15 protein-coding genes are annotated in these 18,023 nt (G+C 40.3%); 3 read left to right on the forward strand and 12 right to left on the reverse strand.

Features of this window, described 5'->3' with window-relative positions; genetic code table 11:
- Positions 1-270: 270 nt before the first annotated feature.
- Together VGE44_RS18435 and VGE44_RS09815 are read right to left on the reverse strand one after the other, a co-directional pair.
- The gene (locus VGE44_RS18435) at positions 271-423 is read right to left on the reverse strand and encodes an ORF6N domain-containing protein (protein ID WP_414649316.1); all 153 of its coding nucleotides are present in this window, start codon (positions 421-423) and stop codon (positions 271-273) included.
- Positions 424-486: 63 nt separating this feature from the next.
- Positions 487-3,276 (reverse strand): hypothetical protein, encoded by a 2,790-nt coding sequence (locus VGE44_RS09815; protein ID WP_331078462.1) that lies wholly within the window; start codon positions 3,274-3,276, stop codon positions 487-489.
- 416 nt (positions 3,277-3,692) lie between these two features.
- Here VGE44_RS09815 and VGE44_RS09820 point away from each other — a divergent pair, with 416 nt between their 5' ends.
- The gene (locus tag VGE44_RS09820) at positions 3,693-4,043 is read left to right on the forward strand and encodes a hypothetical protein (protein WP_331078464.1); all 351 of its coding nucleotides are present in this window, start codon (positions 3,693-3,695) and stop codon (positions 4,041-4,043) included.
- Between the two features lie 46 nt (positions 4,044-4,089).
- Here VGE44_RS09820 and VGE44_RS09825 read toward each other — a convergent pair whose 3' ends face one another.
- From VGE44_RS09825 to ffh, 3 genes are all read right to left on the reverse strand, one after another.
- Entirely contained in the window at positions 4,090-5,628 is a 1,539-nt protein-coding gene (locus VGE44_RS09825) for a YifB family Mg chelatase-like AAA ATPase (RefSeq protein ID WP_331078466.1), read from the reverse strand.
- Positions 5,629-6,311: 683 nt separating this feature from the next.
- Positions 6,312-7,499 carry a hypothetical protein gene (locus VGE44_RS09830; RefSeq protein WP_331078469.1) on the reverse strand — a complete coding sequence of 396 codons (1,188 nt, stop codon included), beginning with the start codon at positions 7,497-7,499 and terminating at the stop codon, positions 6,312-6,314.
- Positions 7,500-7,622: 123 nt separating this feature from the next.
- Positions 7,623-8,963, reverse strand: coding sequence for a signal recognition particle protein (gene ffh, locus VGE44_RS09835; RefSeq protein ID WP_324485082.1), 1,341 nt, complete (start codon positions 8,961-8,963; stop codon positions 7,623-7,625).
- Between the two features lie 182 nt (positions 8,964-9,145).
- On the opposite strand from ffh, the gene VGE44_RS09840 reads away from it, so the two are divergent.
- Positions 9,146-11,578 (forward strand): DUF5916 domain-containing protein, encoded by a 2,433-nt coding sequence (locus VGE44_RS09840; protein WP_331078472.1) that lies wholly within the window; start codon positions 9,146-9,148, stop codon positions 11,576-11,578.
- 47 nt (positions 11,579-11,625) lie between these two features.
- Here VGE44_RS09840 and VGE44_RS09845 read toward each other — a convergent pair whose 3' ends face one another.
- The 7 genes from VGE44_RS09845 to VGE44_RS09875 form a co-directional block, all read right to left on the reverse strand.
- Complete coding sequence (locus VGE44_RS09845; protein WP_331078474.1) at positions 11,626-12,630, reverse strand: DUF3078 domain-containing protein; 1,005 nt, start codon at positions 12,628-12,630, stop codon at positions 11,626-11,628.
- Positions 12,631-12,691: 61 nt separating this feature from the next.
- Complete coding sequence (locus VGE44_RS09850) at positions 12,692-13,018, reverse strand: hypothetical protein (protein ID WP_331078476.1); 327 nt, start codon at positions 13,016-13,018, stop codon at positions 12,692-12,694.
- A gap of 1 nt (position 13,019) precedes the next feature.
- Complete coding sequence (locus VGE44_RS09855) at positions 13,020-13,772, reverse strand: hypothetical protein (RefSeq protein ID WP_331078478.1); 753 nt, start codon at positions 13,770-13,772, stop codon at positions 13,020-13,022.
- Positions 13,773-13,827: 55 nt separating this feature from the next.
- Entirely contained in the window at positions 13,828-14,697 is an 870-nt protein-coding gene (locus VGE44_RS09860; protein ID WP_331078480.1) for a glucosaminidase domain-containing protein, read from the reverse strand.
- A 6-nt stretch (positions 14,698-14,703) separates the two neighbouring features.
- Positions 14,704-15,342 carry an O-methyltransferase gene (locus tag VGE44_RS09865; RefSeq protein ID WP_331078482.1) on the reverse strand — a complete coding sequence of 213 codons (639 nt, stop codon included), beginning with the start codon at positions 15,340-15,342 and terminating at the stop codon, positions 14,704-14,706.
- Between the two features lie 44 nt (positions 15,343-15,386).
- On the reverse strand, positions 15,387-15,803 hold the full coding sequence (gene ruvX / locus VGE44_RS09870; protein WP_331078484.1) for a Holliday junction resolvase RuvX: 417 nt from the start codon (positions 15,801-15,803) through the stop codon (positions 15,387-15,389).
- A 64-nt stretch (positions 15,804-15,867) separates the two neighbouring features.
- Positions 15,868-17,295: a pyridoxal phosphate-dependent decarboxylase family protein gene (locus VGE44_RS09875; RefSeq protein WP_331078486.1), complete on the reverse strand. Its 1,428-nt coding sequence runs from the start codon at positions 17,293-17,295 to the stop codon at positions 15,868-15,870.
- 150 nt (positions 17,296-17,445) lie between these two features.
- Here VGE44_RS09875 and VGE44_RS09880 point away from each other — a divergent pair.
- Positions 17,446-18,023: ATP-binding protein (locus VGE44_RS09880; RefSeq protein WP_414649317.1), on the forward strand; the 578-nt coding region annotated here is incomplete at its 3' end.

The raw sequence follows: 18,023 nt of genomic DNA on the forward strand, positions 1-18,023 counted from the left end.
CCATACTTTTCGTTTACGATTCGGTATCCGATGAATGCACCAATCAGGGCATATATACCTGCCATAACTCCCGATAATCCGCTGAGGGAAAGGAATTTGGATGAACGTTCCATCAGGGATCTGATAGAAGACAGCTCAGAATGTATATCTTTTTCTTCCATTTAAAAGTACTTTGATTTTCAAAGTAATTAATAATAATTGATAAATGCAATAGCGCTTTGATTTTTTAACAACATAGAAAACATAAGAATCGCATGTGCGGTAAAGACATCAGGAGGTTCTGCCTGATAATTGTTGGGAAGGTATCGCAATTTGCGATACCATATTCTCAACCTCCTCCTCAGATAGTTGAAACATGAAGTTTGCCAGGAATCGTGTTTTTTTACCCCAGTTGATTCGAGTCAGTAATTCACCGGTTTTCAAATTGCATTAAATTTTACTGCATGTTGTACAACACCAACAAGACCCTACTAATTCCCGTTATAACTACTCCCTTTTTCTTATATTTAAACTTAATTCCTTATAACCAATTTCCCCATTTGAAGAAATAGCTTCTACCAGCACCTGCATCGTGCCGGTATTATCTGCATTATAAAAAGAAGCAGACGCTTTTCCCATGCTATCCGCTTTTAACTTCGGTTCCCAGTGCACCAGTGTTCTCAAATCAGGCTTAAGCCAGTCTGCCGTTTTGAGCTGTTCATATTTGGGAGCATAAAATTCCCGGGGAGTTGAAAATACGGGAACAGATGATTTCCCTATGCCTACCGGCGGTTTCACTCCAAAAATTCCTTTCCCACCATAAGTGTAAATAGCAATAACATTCCCTACAGTTGGCGAATCCATACCACATGCTTCTGGAATCGCTTCACAAAAAAGACCTCTAAAATTTTTTGCATACGGGATCAACTCAAAGCTCTTCACTTCGCTTGGGGGAATGTCTGGGATCAAGTTGTAATTATAACCCATGACGGGGATCCCGTCAATTACTACTAGTGTTAGTTCACTATTATAAAGGCTCGCATACAACATATTGCCATAACTTTGAACCTTCACTTTATCGGGAAAATTGAACATCAGTACACTATATAAGCCATAGGACCACTTTTGCTCCCTTTTCCTGATGTCATCTCCTTCGATCACAACTTTAGGCGTGCCGTATTTTTCCTCCACCAGTTTCCTTTCAGGAGTCATCAGGCGCGCTTTGACAACTACTTCTTCGAGGATTATTCCTTCGGTAGACCTGATGAAAGCATCCTCTGTTTTTTTATTCGCGATACTTTTACTGACATAGGCCTGGACAATACTGTCCGGCTTTTCAACAGCCCTGATATGATCAAAAGAAATACCCGGAGATTCCTTTGAATCGAGGTTAATGGTATAAGCTCTCTGCTTGCCTGATTTATTTGTACTTTGGATTAAAACCTCCAGGTTTTTTCCATATTCTTCATTTATAATAAAACTGAATCTGCCCAAACTGTCGGTGGTTTGGGTTTGAAAGCTATGTTCCTCTCCGAAGGTCATCATTGTTAAATCTATTCCGGCTTTTTCTTTATTTTGAGAAAATGTTCCTCCAACATAACCTGATACAGTTAGATTATTCTCGGCTTGAAATAGTATCCTGCCCTCAGGCTTGGTGTACTTGTACTTACGCCATCCCTGGGTCAGTAGGAGAACATCCAGGTCGCGATACCTGCTCCCTTCATTTGTAAAATAAAATCCCGGATCTTCAATTTGGCCTCTTAAGTCGGAACTCAACAAGAAATAAGACAATATATTCTCACGGGTGTCCTGCATGTGCCCCAGTTCTATTTTATTGATTACCATCACTGATAAACTGGCATCTATAGGAGCTCCGTCTTTATCTTTTGTCTCAACAGATAATTTGGTTAGTTCTCGCTGGACATAAGATTGTTTATCGGCAACAAGTGAAATCTGTATCCTGCCCTCTGGCCGTTCGTTAAAATAAAGCCTTTCAGCCACCGGGTTCATTGCGGAGGTCATCATAGTGAAAGCAATTATGCCTTCGGGAAGCATATTAGCCTTTAATGAAAACTCCAGATTCCCTTCCTGTAAGGGACCTTTAATGTCAAAATAGGCTTTCCCCCTGCAGGAGGCCCGCACGACTATACTATCGCGAACCAGATAATTTGAACTGGCTTTCAGGTGTATCTTATCTCCAATTTTTTTGACCGACAACACGTTTCCCCTGGAAGTGATTGTCGGCAGGGGATACGTTTTTTGAGCCCCTTCCTGCACAGGTGACAGAATTCGTGCTACATATTTTTCCGTGCTATCTACATTAAACAACATTACTGATCCCATACCAAGTGAGTTACTTTTAAAAGAAGCAATCACTTGCCTTTTACCATTCAGTATTTCTCCTTCTACCGGTTTGCCCTTACCGACACTATCCAGGGCTTTGAATCCTAACAAATTCGGTACACCATGCACCAGTTCTCCGCTTTCAGGAAAAAACTGTAAATCCAGATAATCTTTATCCAGAATAATGGTCCTTGAATAAGTTAAATTGTTCTTAGTATGAACTTGTAGTGTAAGGAAATGAGAATTTCCGGGAACTGGGTAGTCAAGCAGGTAGCTGGTTTTTCCACTCTTTTTAATTGAAACGGTATCCTTCTTATCATCAACTAATATGTAAAGAGTAAGATCTTTTGAATGAAGGCTGTCAATAGTCAGAGGGTCAAACGTTGCCCTTATCCTGTGTTCATTATTTTGTCCCTCGACCAGGGTGAGATTCTGGATGGGGTTAATTTCCACATTTGAAGCAGTAGCATAAACCTGTATATATTCTTTAAAGAAAAAATCCGAATCGAAATTTCTATTCCATTCGGTGTACGCCCTGATCAAATAATGCCCTTCTGTGTAATTTCGACTCAACTGGAAAAACCCGTTTCCGAGGCCATCTTCAATTCTAATCAGTTTTTTTTCGACTACCTGTTCATTTGGGTCAATAAGATCCACATGCAACACAGCACTTACTTTAGTGGGGGTATGATCCATCGCATTCGTAACAATCGCCTTGAACCAGATGGTTTTGTCGGTAGTATAAACTTTGCTGTCTAACTGAAGATATATTTTCTCTGCCCATGAGGCAAAGGAGTAAAGATTGTTTGATACCGGGATACTATCTGAATGGTCTCCCTGATCTGGCCATACTTCGGCTTTAATAAACACACTTGGGGGAATATTCTGGGCCATGCCTGAAAAGATGTTCATATAGAACAGCAGCGCAGCAGTAAAATAAATTTTAAGTCTCAAGGTGAATTTTTAAGTCACTTATTTAATCATGTAAGAATTGCTGGTATAAACCTTCAGCATTTAGTCCCCTATGTTAAAATTATAACCGTAATAAAGGATTTTGTTATTTAAATATATAAAATATCTACTTGAGATATTAAGAAAACTAGATTGTGATAAAGCTATTTCATGCGCTTTACAAAGTATAAAAATGATGATAGACAATAACAAAACCACTATTCGCTTTTTAACAAGCGTTTGGATTATTTTGCTTTGATGGGATTAGGTTTGTAGGATATCTGACCATTCAATTAGCTATCTTTACTAAAAAATATATCCAATAAATCGATCTTAAATAGCTTGTTTCCTTACTGCACAAATTACATACAGTTAGGAGGATGGCAATACTATAAATGTCTATTAAGTAATCTTAAAGTATGGAAATAGTTGAAGTACTCTTAAACGGTCAGAAAGTATGCAGCGCTGGGATTTCGTCAAAACAAAGCTCATATGGTGTTATTGTTAATTTAGCCGCAAGCGAAGGGAGAACCACCCTTATCAATCTCGATGTTTCAGGGCTAAATATCGAGAAGGCTGAACACTTACGTTGGCTTAATTCCAATTTGGAGGTGAATGACGAGGTAATCATAAGAATAATTGATTCCTCATTTGCAGACGAACCCAAGAAAAGATTTTCTATAGATGAAGGAAAACAACACGATTTGGAGAACAAATTACAAAGGTTCTATAAGCTTCGTGAAGAATTAAAAGATCACATTAAAGATTGATTAAGATCAATTTCAGGTTGTTGCCGGCTTTAAGCTTTTACCCCCATCACCCCGCCCATCCCTCCCGGTCCAAACTTCTATAATGTATCGCTTCAGCCAGATGCTCCAGTTGAATCTCTTCACTTCCGGCCAGGTCTGCAATAGTTCTAGAGACCTTCAGAATGCGGTCGTAAGCTCTGGCAGAAAGACCAAGTTTTTCCATCGCCTGTTTCAATAATACCTGTCCGTTTTCATTGATCCTGCAAATATTTCTGACCATATTCGGGCTCATTTGGGCATTGCAAAACACATCTGCTTTTTCTTCAAACCGTTTGAGCTGTATGTTTCTGGCTTCGGTAACCCGTTCGCGGATAGATTCGCTTTTTTCGCTGAGCCGCTCAGAGGAGAGTTCATTGAAATTTACCGGGGTGACTTCCACATGGAGGTCGATGCGGTCAAGCAGCGGACCAGAGATCTTGCTTAAATATTTCTGAACCACTCCCGGGGCGCAGATGCATTCCTTTTCAGGGTGATTGTAGAAACCGCAGGGGCAGGGATTCATCGAAGCCACAAGCATAAAACTTGCCGGGTAATTAACACTTAGCTTAGCTCTTGAGATGGTTACCCTCCGTTCTTCGAGGGGTTGCCGCATCACTTCCAAAACGGTGCGTTTGAATTCGGGCAATTCATCCAGAAAAAGTACGCCGTTATGGGCGAGTGAAATCTCTCCGGGTTGAGGGTTGGTACCTCCTCCAACCAGGGCTACATCACTGATCGTGTGATGGGGAGAACGGAAGGGCCTGACAGTCATCAGGGAATCGGATGCGGAGAGCTTTCCGGCTACTGAATGGATCTTGGTAGTATCAAGCGCCTCATACAGATCGAGAGGAGGAAGAATGGTGGGCAGGCGTTTGGCAAGCATGGTCTTGCCGGCTCCCGGCGGACCGATCAGGATCACATTATGCCCCCCTGATGCGGCAATTTCCAGCGCCCGTTTTATGTTTTCCTGCCCCCTGACATCCGAGAAATCGCTGTCATAATTATTGATATTATATTTAAACTCTTCCCGCGTATTGACTATGGTTCTTTGCAGTTCTAGGCTGTTATCAAAAAATCCAATCACTTCCGAGAGCTGGCTTACTCCATAAACCTCAAAATCATCTACAATGGCAGCTTCCCGGGCATTTTCTTTTGGCAGCAACAGCCCTTTAAATCCATCCCGTTTACCCTGAATAGCAATCGGAAGAGCTCCCTTGATTGCCTGGATGCCTCCATCAAGGGATAGCTCACCAAGAATAAGATATTTATCAAGTTTTGTGCTAAAAATCTGTCCGGAAGCATCCAGAATACCAATGGCAATAGGCAGATCATAAGCTGAACCCTCTTTCCGGATATCAGCGGGTGCCAGATTTACAATAATCCTTTGCCTGGGCATATGAAAGACCGAATTATTCAGGGCGCTTTCTATCCGCAGCATACTCTCCTTTACCGCATTATCGGGAAGACCGACAACGAAATAATTGAGTCCGCCGCTGATATTAACCTCAATAGTTATTGTGATCGCTTCAATTCCAAAAACGGCACTTCCAAAGGTTTTTGCTGGCATGGTTACATAAGTTATGGAACCATTTGATAGCCTGGACTCATGTATTTAGTAAAAGGTGGGAAGGAATGAGGGAACGGTATTATAGTTGGTTTGGTGATAAAACCAAGCATAGGGAAATACTAACCTTGTTTTATAATTCCTTTCAAAGTTCCGAGTCAAAGGATCGTATCAGCGAATCCAGTGATGAGCTTTTATAATACTTTAGACAATCAACTATGATTGGGCGCTTATTATTGTAATCAGCTACCCCTGACCCTTTTATATTGCCCGCATATGTCTTGGATTTCTCTTTGATTAAATCTGTAACGAAACTCGAATATAACATCTGGTTTAAGAGGATTGGTGTGCTAATATCGTTGTATACCTCTGTATCCTTATATCCGAATCGTAAGCAGGCGCACAATGCATAATCCCTTAACAATTCACGTTGCAAACTAAGTTTCTTTCCTATTATTGATTCAGAATCATTCGATTTTATATTCACGTGTGGTGAACATGAGCAAATAAACAAAGTTACTATGACGAATCGCCAATATCTCATTTTAAAATGCATAATTTAATTGTTTAACCCAATCTATTCATTAAATTAATATGTTCTTTTACCATTTCCCTCTACTTGGTGTTAACAACAAGCATTGTTAAAACATTTGCATTCTTCCGGCTGTATTGTGTGCTACCTGTTGCTATTTAGTAAAACTATATCCAAAAGAAACACCTGCAAAGTATGGGTTAAGACTGCCTTCTCTACCAATTACGGGAGTCCAGCCCATACGCATTATAAAACCTTTTTTAACAGGTTGAAAGCGGTAAAGAACATTAAGGTTTCCCCAGGCATTCATTCTCTGATCATCCCGGGGTTTACTGACAGCATATTCCGGAGTAATTCCAATGCCGGTTTCCAGCCCGTTACGGCCACTGCCAAAGATGTAGTTGACCATTATGGGTACACTAACACGTCTTTTAAATTCATCCTCATTGATTTCATAACCTGTGCCAAGTCCGAGTCCTACCCGTACTCCAAATCCGTCATTACCGGATTTTAATCTCCTATCGTAGTTTAAGGAAAATAGGCCTCCACTGCCGAGAGCTTCTAAAAAAATTGCCTGACGAATCAGCCCGTCTGATGGTTCAATGGTTTTTTCATTCTTCCTGACATTGTAACCATATTGGATACGGATGCCGGTAAAGTCTGTTACAGGTTTGAAATTGGTCTGGAACGTATTCCCATTATTTGCCGTAGCAGTAAACTGGCCACCCCCGGGTTTAGATAGACCTAGATTGCTAATCACGCTGATACCAATGCGATTTTTTGAGTTTATCGACTTTATATAGCTTATTCCGCCGTAGATATTTGACTGGAATTTATTTTGGTATGGCGGAACACTGATTTCAAAAGTTGAAAATTCTGATGGGATGGTCGACTGATAATGATAGCCATAGCTGGTATATCCGTTGCTATGAAAATAACGCAGATCAGCACCTCCAAAGAATTCAAATTCTGATCTGACCCACTTGAATCTGTAAACCGGTTCGATACTTAAACTGTTATACATCACAACAGAACCAAGTAATTGGTCGCTTAAACCATTACCCGGATTACGATTAACAATTAATTTTGGTCTGAAATAACCGAGGTTAAACCCTGCCCTTAAGCCAAGCCCTGAGTTTGTAAAGTGAGCGTAACTTAGTCCTCCAAGACCAGCAAACTGATCTTTTCCCTGGGCTATTTGACTGGGTTCATCTAACTTAAGCGATGAAAGCCAATGAGGAGTGAGTTGAAAGCTTAATTCATTGTGCTGAGCTAATACTGAGGAACCTGGCAAAATCGCATAGCCGAAAAATGCCAGGAACACTAGTTTTTTCAGATTCATAAATTCATAGGTTAGGTTACCTAACTTACAAATAATATTAATTCAAAAATGTTAAGCTTTGTTAAAATGGGTGGTTAATCCTAAACCCCTTTCCCTAAGGTTGGTGTTATCACCAACCTTTAATTACTTTCCAAACGGCATTTTAGGCATGCCTTTCATCATCTTAGCCGCCGCCGCAGGGTTAGAAAATTGCTTCATAACCTTACGCATATCTTCAAACTGCTTGATCAGCTTATTCACTTCTGTAATATTGGTGCCTGAACCTTTGGCAATCCTGGTTCTGCGATTTTGATTGATAGAATCCGGATTTTCACGTTCAAAAGGAGTCATTGAACGGATGATGGCTTCAATTGGTGTAAAGGCATTATCATCAATTTCCACATCCTTTATCGCTTTTCCAACACCCGGAATCATACCCATCAGATCCTTCATATTACCCATCTTCTTGATCTGCTGAATCTGGCTCAGGAAGTCATTGAAATCGAATTTATTTTTGCGGATCTTTTTCTGTAGTTCGGCAGCTTCTTTCTCATCAAACTGCATTTGTGCCCGTTCAACAAGGGAAACCACATCACCCATCCCGAGAATACGGCTGGCCATCCTGTCTGGATAGAACACATCCAGGGCTTCCATCTTCTCACCTGTACCAATGAATTTGATGGGTTTGTTTACGACTGATTTGATAGAAAGTGCAGCACCACCACGGGTATCACCGTCCAGTTTAGTCAGCACTACCCCTGTAAAGTCAAGACGGTCGTTAAAGGCTTTTGCGGTATTTACAGCATCCTGCCCGGTCATGGAATCGACCACAAACAGAATTTCATGCGGATTGGTTTGTGCCTTTACTTCGGCAATCTCTTTCATTAAACCCTCATCGATTGCCAGGCGACCGGCAGTATCGATGATCACCACATTTTGACCGTTCTTTTTTGCCTCCGCAATCGCAGCTTTGGCAATGCCAACCGGATCTTTTGATTCACGATCTGTAAATACCGGAACCCCGATCTGTCCGCCAAGTACTTCCAGCTGATCGATCGCCGCCGGACGGTAAACGTCACCGGCTACCAGTAATGGTTTTTTATTCTTTTTTGTAACCAGATAATTGGCAAGCTTACCTGAGAAAGTAGTTTTACCGGCACCGTTCAATCCGGCGATAAGAATGATCGTAGGATTTGCAGAAATATTCAATTCCTCAGCCGTGCCACCCATCAGGGCAGCCAGCTCATCATTCATAAGCTTGGTTAATAGCTGTCCCGGAGAAATTGAGGTCAGTACATTCAGTCCGAGTGCTTTTTCTTTTACATCATCAGTAAAAGCTTTTGCAGTTTTATAGTTAACATCGGCATCCAGAAGAGCTTTACGTATCTCTTTCATGGTTTCAGCCACGTTTATTTCTGTTATACTTCCCTGACCCTTAAGAACCTTAAATGCTCTGTCGAGTTTATCCTGTAAATTTTCAAACATCTTATTTATCAGCTTTTAGCAGGTGCAAAGGTATGATTTCTAGCTTACAGGACTAAAATAATTGTTTATTCCGATGAGAAAGAGATCAAAACCAAGAAATTTTCATAATAAGAGTAACATTCCCATTGCTTAGTCTTAAAGTATCCAACATTTTAATTTCTTTGCATCCTTGAAATTGACGAATGAGGTTTAGAATTATTATTGCTGGCTTTTTCTGGATGTTTGGAGGTATTTGTGAAGCTCAGGAGCTCAGAAAATTCAATGCGGTACGGACGGATCATTCCCCAAAAATAGATGGTGAATTAGATGACAGGGTTTGGAAGGAGACTAAGCCCGCCAGTAATTTCATTGAGTTTAAGCCTCTTCCCGGACGTGTAGAGACAGAAGACAGAAGAACCGAAGTAAAAATAGTCTATGATAATACAGCCATTTACATTGGGGCCAGAATGTATGATGAGCCCGACAGTGTTTTCAGGGAGGTAATGCCCCGGGATAATCTGGCTAATTCTGATTTTTTAGGAATTGTATTTGATACCTATCTCGACAGAATTAATGCCTTTGGTTTTTATGTGAGTTCAACCGGTACTCAGTTTGATGCCAAATATTCCAATTCGGGAAATGAGGACAATAACTGGGATGCTGTATGGGATAGTCAGGTGAAAATCGACAGTCTGGGCTGGACAGCCGAATTGAAGATCCCTTATTCTGCGCTCAGGTTTGGTTCCAGTGAAATTCAGGAGTGGGGATTAAATATGACCCGCCGGCGGCACATGAATAATCAGCAGACCAGCTGGAGTTATATTGATCCAAAGATCAGCGGATTTATTAATCAGGAAGGTGAATTAAGTGGAATAAAGGGGATTAAATCACCCATAAGATTGTCATTCTCGCCCTACATCTCCTCGACAGTAAATAACTATCCCTATAATCTGGCCGGGCAGAATAATACAACGGGTAGTTTTAATGGTGGAATGGATATAAAATATGGCATAAGTCAGAGTTTCACTTTGGATATGACCCTTGTTCCTGACTTTGGCCAGATTCGTTCAGATAATCAGGTTCTGAATTTAAGTCCCTTTGAAGTAAGATTTAATGAAAACAGGCAGTTCTTTACCGAAGGAACTGAATTGTTCAACAAGGGAAATCTTTTTTATTCAAGAAGGATCGGTTCAAATCCTGCTTATATAGCAAATGTAAATTCAAAGCTCCTGCCCGGTGAAACTATCCGGGAGAATCCTGCTGAAAGTAAATTACTCAATGCAACAAAAATTTCAGGCCGTTCAGCAAATGGTTTAGGTATAGGTTTCTTTAATGCTGTCACTAAACGTGGATTTGCACGGGTTGAAAACAATTTGGGAGAGGAACGTCTGATTGAAGCTCATCCTTTAAGTAATTATAATATTATGGTACTGGATCAGTCATTAAAAAACAATAGTTCTGTCACTTTCCTGAATACCAATGTTATACGCCAGGGTTCGGCATACGATGCGAATGTGAGCTCATTTTTGGCAAATCTGAATGATCGTAATAATAAGTATTATGTATCAGGGGCTGGCAAGTTTAGTTATGTAGGTGCAGAAATTCCAGGTGGTTCAAACAATTCAGGCTTTAATTACGAGCTTGGGGCAGGAAAGAAAAGTGGAAATTTTACCTGGGGATATGGTTTTGATCTGTCTGACAATAAGTTTGATCCTACCGATCTTGGATATTTTAACAATAATAACTTCATAAGTCATTCCTTTGATATAGGCTATAATATTTATACTCCCTGGAAGATATTTAATCGTTTCAATACTTATATGGGGATCTTTCGGACCCATCGGTATCTGCCTCGTGCTTTTCAGTCGTCCAGGGCATCCACAGGCGGATATTTCGAGTTTAAAAATTTCTGGACCCTCAATCTGGACTTTTACAGACAATTTATGGGTAAGGATTTTTATGAACCGAGGGTAGCCGGAAAGGAATTCAACACTCCGGCCAGCACCTATGCTAATTTCAGATTGAGGTCAAACCCAATCAGGAAATATAATGCGGGCGTATTTTTTTCTGCCAGACTCAGGGAACAGTTTCATGGTGTAGGATATGTGACAGGGTTTTACCAGAATTTCAGGGTAAAGAACAGGCTTTCGCTGGGAGTTGATTTCAGTACACAACCTCAGTATGATTATTCTGCATGGTTAGGAATCAGTAAAGCAAAGGAAATTATTTTTTCCAGATTCGACAGGAATACGATTGAGAGTATGTTTGATGCTACTTATACCTTTAATAGCAATATGGGGATAATGGTTAGGGGAAGACATTACTGGTCGAACCGAAACAATAAAGCTTTTTATTTTCTGAGGGATGACGGGGAACTGCAAGATCATGATGGTGCCGAGTTCAAGGGTACCCACACAAATTATAATGTGTTCAATATTGATCTGGTTTATTCATGGCGTTTTGCGCCGGGAAGTGAGTTAAGTGTATCTTATAAAAACCTTTCGGAAGATATGGAAGCTGAGAACAGGCCGGGCTATTTCCGGAACTTTGACAGGGTTACTGCTATCCCACAGAATAACAATATTTCATTGAAAATCCTTTATTATGTTGATTATCTGCAGCTTATAAAGAAGTAACATAGATTATTATTACCTGTTATTTTTCAAAGGCAGGTTTCTGATTCTTAATTCGCAAATTTATAAACGAGCCCGAATGCCATAGCCTGGCTCGCCTGAATTTTGTTTGCCGTATCATCATCATAAAGAATGATTCCAGCCAGGGATACATTTATCAGGCGATTTACATTCGCAGTTAATGTAAGATCGAGCCTGTTATCTATACTTGAAAGTTTTTCGTAGTTGGCAAACATACTGTAGCGACCTTTCAGATTCAGATTTTTTGCAACATCCTTATCATAGGAGCCAACTAATTGAAATGCCAGCTCATTTCTGAAAGTTTTACCGGGCACAACCCCAAAATTCTTTGGATTAGTCAGATAAAGATCCCTGTCAAGTACAAAAGTCTGACGGGCTGTTCCGGTACCGATACGAAGGTAAAAGTGCTTGACCGGCTTATACTCAAATCCAAAAGATTCGGTCAGGTATCCTGGCGCCATAAATTTCGATAATAGAGTTCGCTTTTCATTCCCCTGAGCATCCTTGGAAAAGGCATAACCCATATCAAACTGCGATTCAAAGTTAATGGAGCCGAAAAAATACCAGCTTTTTGACAATTTTAACGCAACCTTATTATCCCAGAAAATCCTGTCAACGGTTTTCCTTGCCAGCTGACCCTTATTGTTTAATTTACCGTATTGCAGGATAAGTTCTGAAGCAAAGTTTTTATCTTCTTTGGTATAATCGGTTTTATATGAAAACTGTCCGCCCAATGCCAGAGAGTTCACTCCCCCTGCACCCCAATTCTCACTGAAAGCTGCCTGATTGATATTTAATCCAAAAGAGGTGAGGTTACGCCAGTAATTTACTTTTAAATCCAAATCAGCTGCAGCGCTTAAAACTACTGTTTCAGGAAAGAGTACAGGCCTGCGTACCGGGAGCGTATTTCTTCGGGGATATTGCTTTAAACCCTTTAAAATAAGCGTATCAGTCTCATTATTAGTATTCTGTGAATAAGCTAAGGAGGCAGATCCAAATATTAAAAAAGCAATTGTTATAAATCTGAAAAGCATTCAGCAAATAAAAACAAAAATGCCCTCTTTTTGATATGTTTTTTGATTTTCGCTATATCCTTCAAAGATATGCAACCCAGGATGCAAAGCTGCGCCCGGACAAATAGGATAGATTGGCATCGTTTTCATAGGCCTCTTTTTCAAATATGATATTTCTGTATGCCTCTTTGTGGTTTTTAAAGTGGAAGAGGTTTATCAGGTAATTTAGAAGGTAAAGAATATAGAATGGGATGAACAGTAGCTCTATTTGTTGTCTGAAATGAATGAATTCATGATTCATGAGCTGTTTATTCAGGCTGTATTTCTTATCCCTTAAAAGTAAAAATGGAAATAGTGCCATACCCCCGACTGGGAGATAGGATAGCTGTATGATTTTAAAATACTTCAATCTAGTTTCCTTTTAGAGGCTCAAGTCTGTATGCAGCCGGATTTTCAAGATAGCTTTGATAGGATTTTCTGATGTATTCAATCAAATCATAATCGTTGGCTTCCAGGATAAAGTAATATCCGGGTTTATATTGTTGCTTATAATCTCTGAGCTTATCACCATTCAGTCCGGTTACCCGGTTAATCAGAGTATTGGTGAAACGATAGTCGATCATCGCATCCCTGTAATCTCTTTCTATAATCTTTTGAAGCAGTCTTGCATTTCTTCCCTCCCTGCTTAGAAGGGTATATAATGCATTGATACTCAATCCGGCTCCACCGCCTCCATTACTTCCGCCGGTTGTCAGAACATCCTTCACAGTACCTTTACTATAAGCAGTATTAAACTCTTCCTGCTTTGCTTTGAGCTGGTCGGCGGGCGTTTGTACAGAATCTCTTACCACAACTTCCTGTAATTGTATACTGTTTCTTTTGAGATAAAAAAGTACGGTGCTTTCTGAACGAATACTAATAGTATCCACTCCATAACCTTGCAGGGCAGCAACGAGCACATCTCCTTCCCGGGCATTGGTTTTGAATTCTCCTTTAGTTGTATTGTAGAATCCATCTCCCGTCCGTGTATTGTAAATATATACCCGCGTAAGACGCTGTTTGCTGTTCATATCAAAAACGATTCCCTGAACCGTTTTATCCTGTGCATGCAGACCGCTACCAGCAATGAAGAGCAACAGAGAGATATAGATGATTTTTTTCAAGTTGATAAAACTAAGCGTTTCGAAGAAAAGAATAATGCATTTTAACAATTTTAACTTATTTAGACACGACAAGGAGTTGTCCGGGTTTCAAATTGCTATCTTCAAGGCCATTGAGCAGTTTGACCTCATCCACACTTAGTCCGAATAACTTTGATATTGAAGCCAGAGTATCTCCCGATTTTACTTCATGAATTTTCATTGCTACCCTTGGAAGGGAAACTTCTTCCTTTTTTTCCAGCGGAATATTTTTGGCAATTTCTGTAAGTACTTTATCCTCCCTAATGATTTTCTCTGTCTCGGTTTCCATTCGGTCAAAACGATTGAGATTATAACGCTCAATCAGACTGATTAACAGCTCGGGGTAACGGGGATTTGTTGCATAACCTGCTGCCTTCAAACCTGCTGCCCATCCGCGATAATCATTTTTATCAAGTTCGAAAAGAGGGGCATACCGCTTTCTTTTCAGAAACTCAGTATGATCTTTAAATGACTCTTCAGGTGAAGTATATACCCTGAAACAATCATCTTTCTGATCGTCATCTTTTAGCATAGTTTTTCCTTTCCATTCCGGGGTACATTTAATACCAAAATGATTATTTCCTTTAAGTGCAAGTTCACTGTTTCCATTGCCCGATTCCAAAATTCCCTGAGCAAGTGTGATACTAGCAGGAATTCCTGAATTATTCATTTCGCGAATCGCGATTTTTTTAAATCGCTCGATATAGGATATCGCAGTATAATTTTTAATTTCAGGTATCTGGTTTTCTCTGTCTTTTGCTGATTCTGCCTGTCTGGTCTTGGGAACTGGTGCCGGGGTCTGAACCTGCGGGCCTGACCGCTGCTTTTTTAAAATTCCGCATGAACCCATCAGTAATGTTATGCAGGGTAAAAGGAACAGAACAGATTTTATATTAATGTTTCGCATCTGAAATTATTTTTTTCTGATAATAAAAATGCCGTCGCGTACCGGAAGGATCAGCTTCTCAACTCTCTGATCAGCACTCACCATCTCGTTAAAATTACTGATTAATGTAGTGGCCGAATCTGTTTTCTTTTCAGCTATCACCTTCCCACTCCAGAGCACATTATCCACAATGATCAGTCCGCCGCTTCTCAGTTTATCGATGGTTAAATTATAATAGCTTTCATTATTTTTTTTGTCGGCATCAATGAATATAAGATCAAAAGTCTCATTCAGATTTGGGATGATTTCAAGTGCATTACCAATATGATACTTAATCTTAAGTCCCAGATCTGATTTAGCGAAGCTGGCCCGCACCATGTCTTCAAGCTCGGCATTGATGTCTATAGTATGCAGAATACCATCCTCACTCAAGCCTTCCGCAAGACATAAGGTAGCATATCCGGTAAAGGTTCCGACCTCCAGAATTCTACGCGGACAAATCATTTTACTGAGCATACTGAGTACCCGTCCCTGGTAATGTCCTGAAAGCATCCGCGGTAAGGGAACTTTTAGATGAGTCTCACGGTCTATCTGTTTGAGCAGATCACTTTCAGGATCGCAGGAGCTTTCCAGGTAGCTTTTAAGTTCATCGCTGAGTAAATCCATGCTGTAAAGATAAGAAATTGGTTTTAGCCTTAGGAGCAGGCAACTTAGCCCAGGCTTTTCTTTTCGAGATAAGTCTGGAGGATAATTGTTGCTGAAATCGTATCCAGACGCTCCTTATTCTGCCGGTCTGTTTTTTTAAACCCACTTTGAGCCACCACGGCCGATGCCATTTTTGAGGTAAAGCGTTCATCGATCCGCTCGACTGGAATTTCCGGAAAATGCTTTTTAAGTATAGTAATGAAGCCTTTGATATGAGGCGTTGATTGCGAAGGGCTTCCATCCATTTGCCTGGGCTCACCTACCACAAAAAGTTCTACCTGCTCTGTTGAGAGGTATTTTTTCAGATAATCAATAATGTCTTTGGGATGTATTGTATCAAGTCCGGTAGCTATAATCTGCAGCGGATCGGTTACAGCAATACCAATGCGTTTAGTACCGTAATCAAAAGCAAGTATGCGCATAGGTCGTTTAAATTGTATCAAATAAATATAGGAGATTTAAATTGTCTCAGGAGTAGATTGCTGCTTATTCCAAAGCAAATTTCTCACAAAGTACTATCGTACTTTTAACATCCTCAAGTGTGGTTCTGGGGTTTATCAAACACATTCTCAAAACAACCTGCCCAAGGAGGATGGTAGTTACCAATAGTGCTTCTCCGGAAGCCATCATTTTTGCGGCTATTTTCTGATTGACCTGATCTATTTTCTTTTCAGACAGGTTCTCCTTTACCGGATTATATCTGAAATTGATGATGGCCAGCGTTGCAGGAGAAACGATCTCCCATTTATCACTCTTTCTGAGTTCAGCCTCTACCTGTTCTGCAAGATTGATATTATAGTCAATGGCTTCCCTGAAAGCTTTGAGTCCGAAGGTTTTGATCGACATGTAAAACTTCAATGCCCTGAAGTGCCGGGTTAGTTCAATACCATGATCATAAAAGTTGATCTCCGATTCATTCCCTTCAATATCCCTCAGGTATACCGGTTTCTCGGTAAAAGTGCCACTTAAGCTTTTATGATCGCGAACCAGCAGACAACCGATTTCATAAGGCTGGAAAAGCCATTTATGAGGATCTATTGTCAATGAATCAGCTTTATCAATACCCTTAAGAAGCTTCTTGCCATTTTTTGATAAAATAACAGCTGCACCGAAGGCACCATCTACATGAAGCCAGATGTTTTCCTTTTTGCAGATAGCTGCGAGTTCTTCCAGCGGATCTACTGTTCCGGTATTGGTTGTGCCCGAAGAGGCGATCAGGCAGAATGGTTTTAATCCTTCTATTTTATCCCGGGCTATCGCATTTTTCAATTTATTAATCGAAAACTTAAATTCCATATCTGTTGGAATTATACGGATCTGTTCCTTTTTAAAACCCAGTATATTGATCGCTTTAATATTTGAGGAATGTGCCTGATCGGATAAATAGATAATTGCTTTCGAAAAATCCTCACCACATTTTACTCTTCTTGCAGTTGCCAGGGCCGTTAAATTTGCCATCGAACCCCCACTGGTAAAGATACCTCCACCCTTTTTTACCGGGAAATTAAAGAGTTTCAGCATCCAGTTCAGTGTGCTGATCTCAAGTCCGGCAGCTCCTGCAGAACCTACCCATCCTCCAGCGAAAATATTAAAACCTGTTGCCAGGGTATCAGACATCACACTGATGTAATTACTCGGACCGGGAACAAAAGCATAGGTTTTGGGATGGGTCATTATATTACTTTGTGTCATTACATTTTTAAGAACAAAGTTCAAAACCTCTGTTGCCGGCATTGGATTTTCAGGTGCATCTTCAGAGAAAAGTTTGTCCATCTCTACTCTGGTAGCATTTGATACAGGCAGCTTTTTATCCTGTGTTTCAAAATGCTCGATAACGGCATCAACAACCTTGTATCCAAAGTCCTGCATGGCTTCTTTTGAAAGCCTTAATCCCTGATTTTTAATAGATTTCAACGAGATATTATAATTAGTTGGGGGCAAAATTATGTATTTTGAAGCATGTTAATGATATATAATTTCCAGTCTCCCCGGTATTCTGACCATTTCACCACCATCCTTCCTGAATTACCTGCGTCTAAAACGTAATTTTTCTTATTTTGCACCATGCTGTTTCAGGAAGTTATTGGTCAGAATGCGATAAAGGAACAACTGATTCAATCAGTTTTTGAGAATAGGGTAAGTCATGCGCAATTGTTTCTTGGACCTGAAGGCTCCGGAAGTTTCGCCCTTGCCCTTGCCTATGCACAATTCATTTCATGTACTGAAAGAACTGAGTCAGACAGTTGCGGAAATTGTGCTTCCTGCAGAAAATATAACAAGCTGATACATCCTGATCTGCATTTTTCCTATCCATTTTTCAGAGGGGGTGAGAAGGAAGATTCAATGGCCGACCTTGGCGAGTGGCGTGATCTGGTCTTGAGTAATCCGTATTTTAATATCGATGAATGGCGGCTTCGGTTAGATGCACAAAATAAACAGCCCAATATTAACAAGGCCGAATGTCTGAATATTTTGCACCGGCTTTCATTAAAAGCATTTGAATCGGAGTATAAGACGATGATCATCTGGCTTCCTGAATATCTCAAAAATGAAGGGAACCGGCTTTTAAAAACATTGGAGGAACCGGCTAATAAAACCCTGATTATTTTGGTGGCACAAAATCAGGATCAGATATTAAATAC

Origin of the sequence: Daejeonella sp. (genome assembly GCF_036405355.1) — a bacterium.
Lineage (GTDB): Bacteria > Bacteroidota > Bacteroidia > Sphingobacteriales > Sphingobacteriaceae > Daejeonella.

What these genes read in the sequence shown, in the direction of transcription:
- VGE44_RS09830 (WP_331078469.1), bottom strand. Translation starts at nt 7,499, where the DNA reads ATGAATCTGAAAAAACTAGTGTTCCTGGCATTTTTCGGCTATGCGATT.
- VGE44_RS09860 (WP_331078480.1), bottom strand. Translation starts at nt 14,697, where the DNA reads ATGCGAAACATTAATATAAAATCTGTTCTGTTCCTTTTACCCTGCATA.
- ruvX (WP_331078484.1), bottom strand. Translation starts at nt 15,803, where the DNA reads ATGCGCATACTTGCTTTTGATTACGGTACTAAACGCATTGGTATTGCT.
- VGE44_RS09820 (WP_331078464.1), top strand. Translation starts at nt 3,693, where the DNA reads ATGGAAATAGTTGAAGTACTCTTAAACGGTCAGAAAGTATGCAGCGCT.
- ffh (WP_324485082.1), bottom strand. Translation starts at nt 8,963, where the DNA reads ATGTTTGAAAATTTACAGGATAAACTCGACAGAGCATTTAAGGTTCTT.
- VGE44_RS09840 (WP_331078472.1), top strand. Translation starts at nt 9,146, where the DNA reads ATGAGGTTTAGAATTATTATTGCTGGCTTTTTCTGGATGTTTGGAGGT.
- VGE44_RS09865 (WP_331078482.1), bottom strand. Translation starts at nt 15,342, where the DNA reads ATGGATTTACTCAGCGATGAACTTAAAAGCTACCTGGAAAGCTCCTGC.
- VGE44_RS09845 (WP_331078474.1), bottom strand. Translation starts at nt 12,630, where the DNA reads ATGCTTTTCAGATTTATAACAATTGCTTTTTTAATATTTGGATCTGCC.
- VGE44_RS09825 (WP_331078466.1), bottom strand. Translation starts at nt 5,628, where the DNA reads ATGCCAGCAAAAACCTTTGGAAGTGCCGTTTTTGGAATTGAAGCGATC.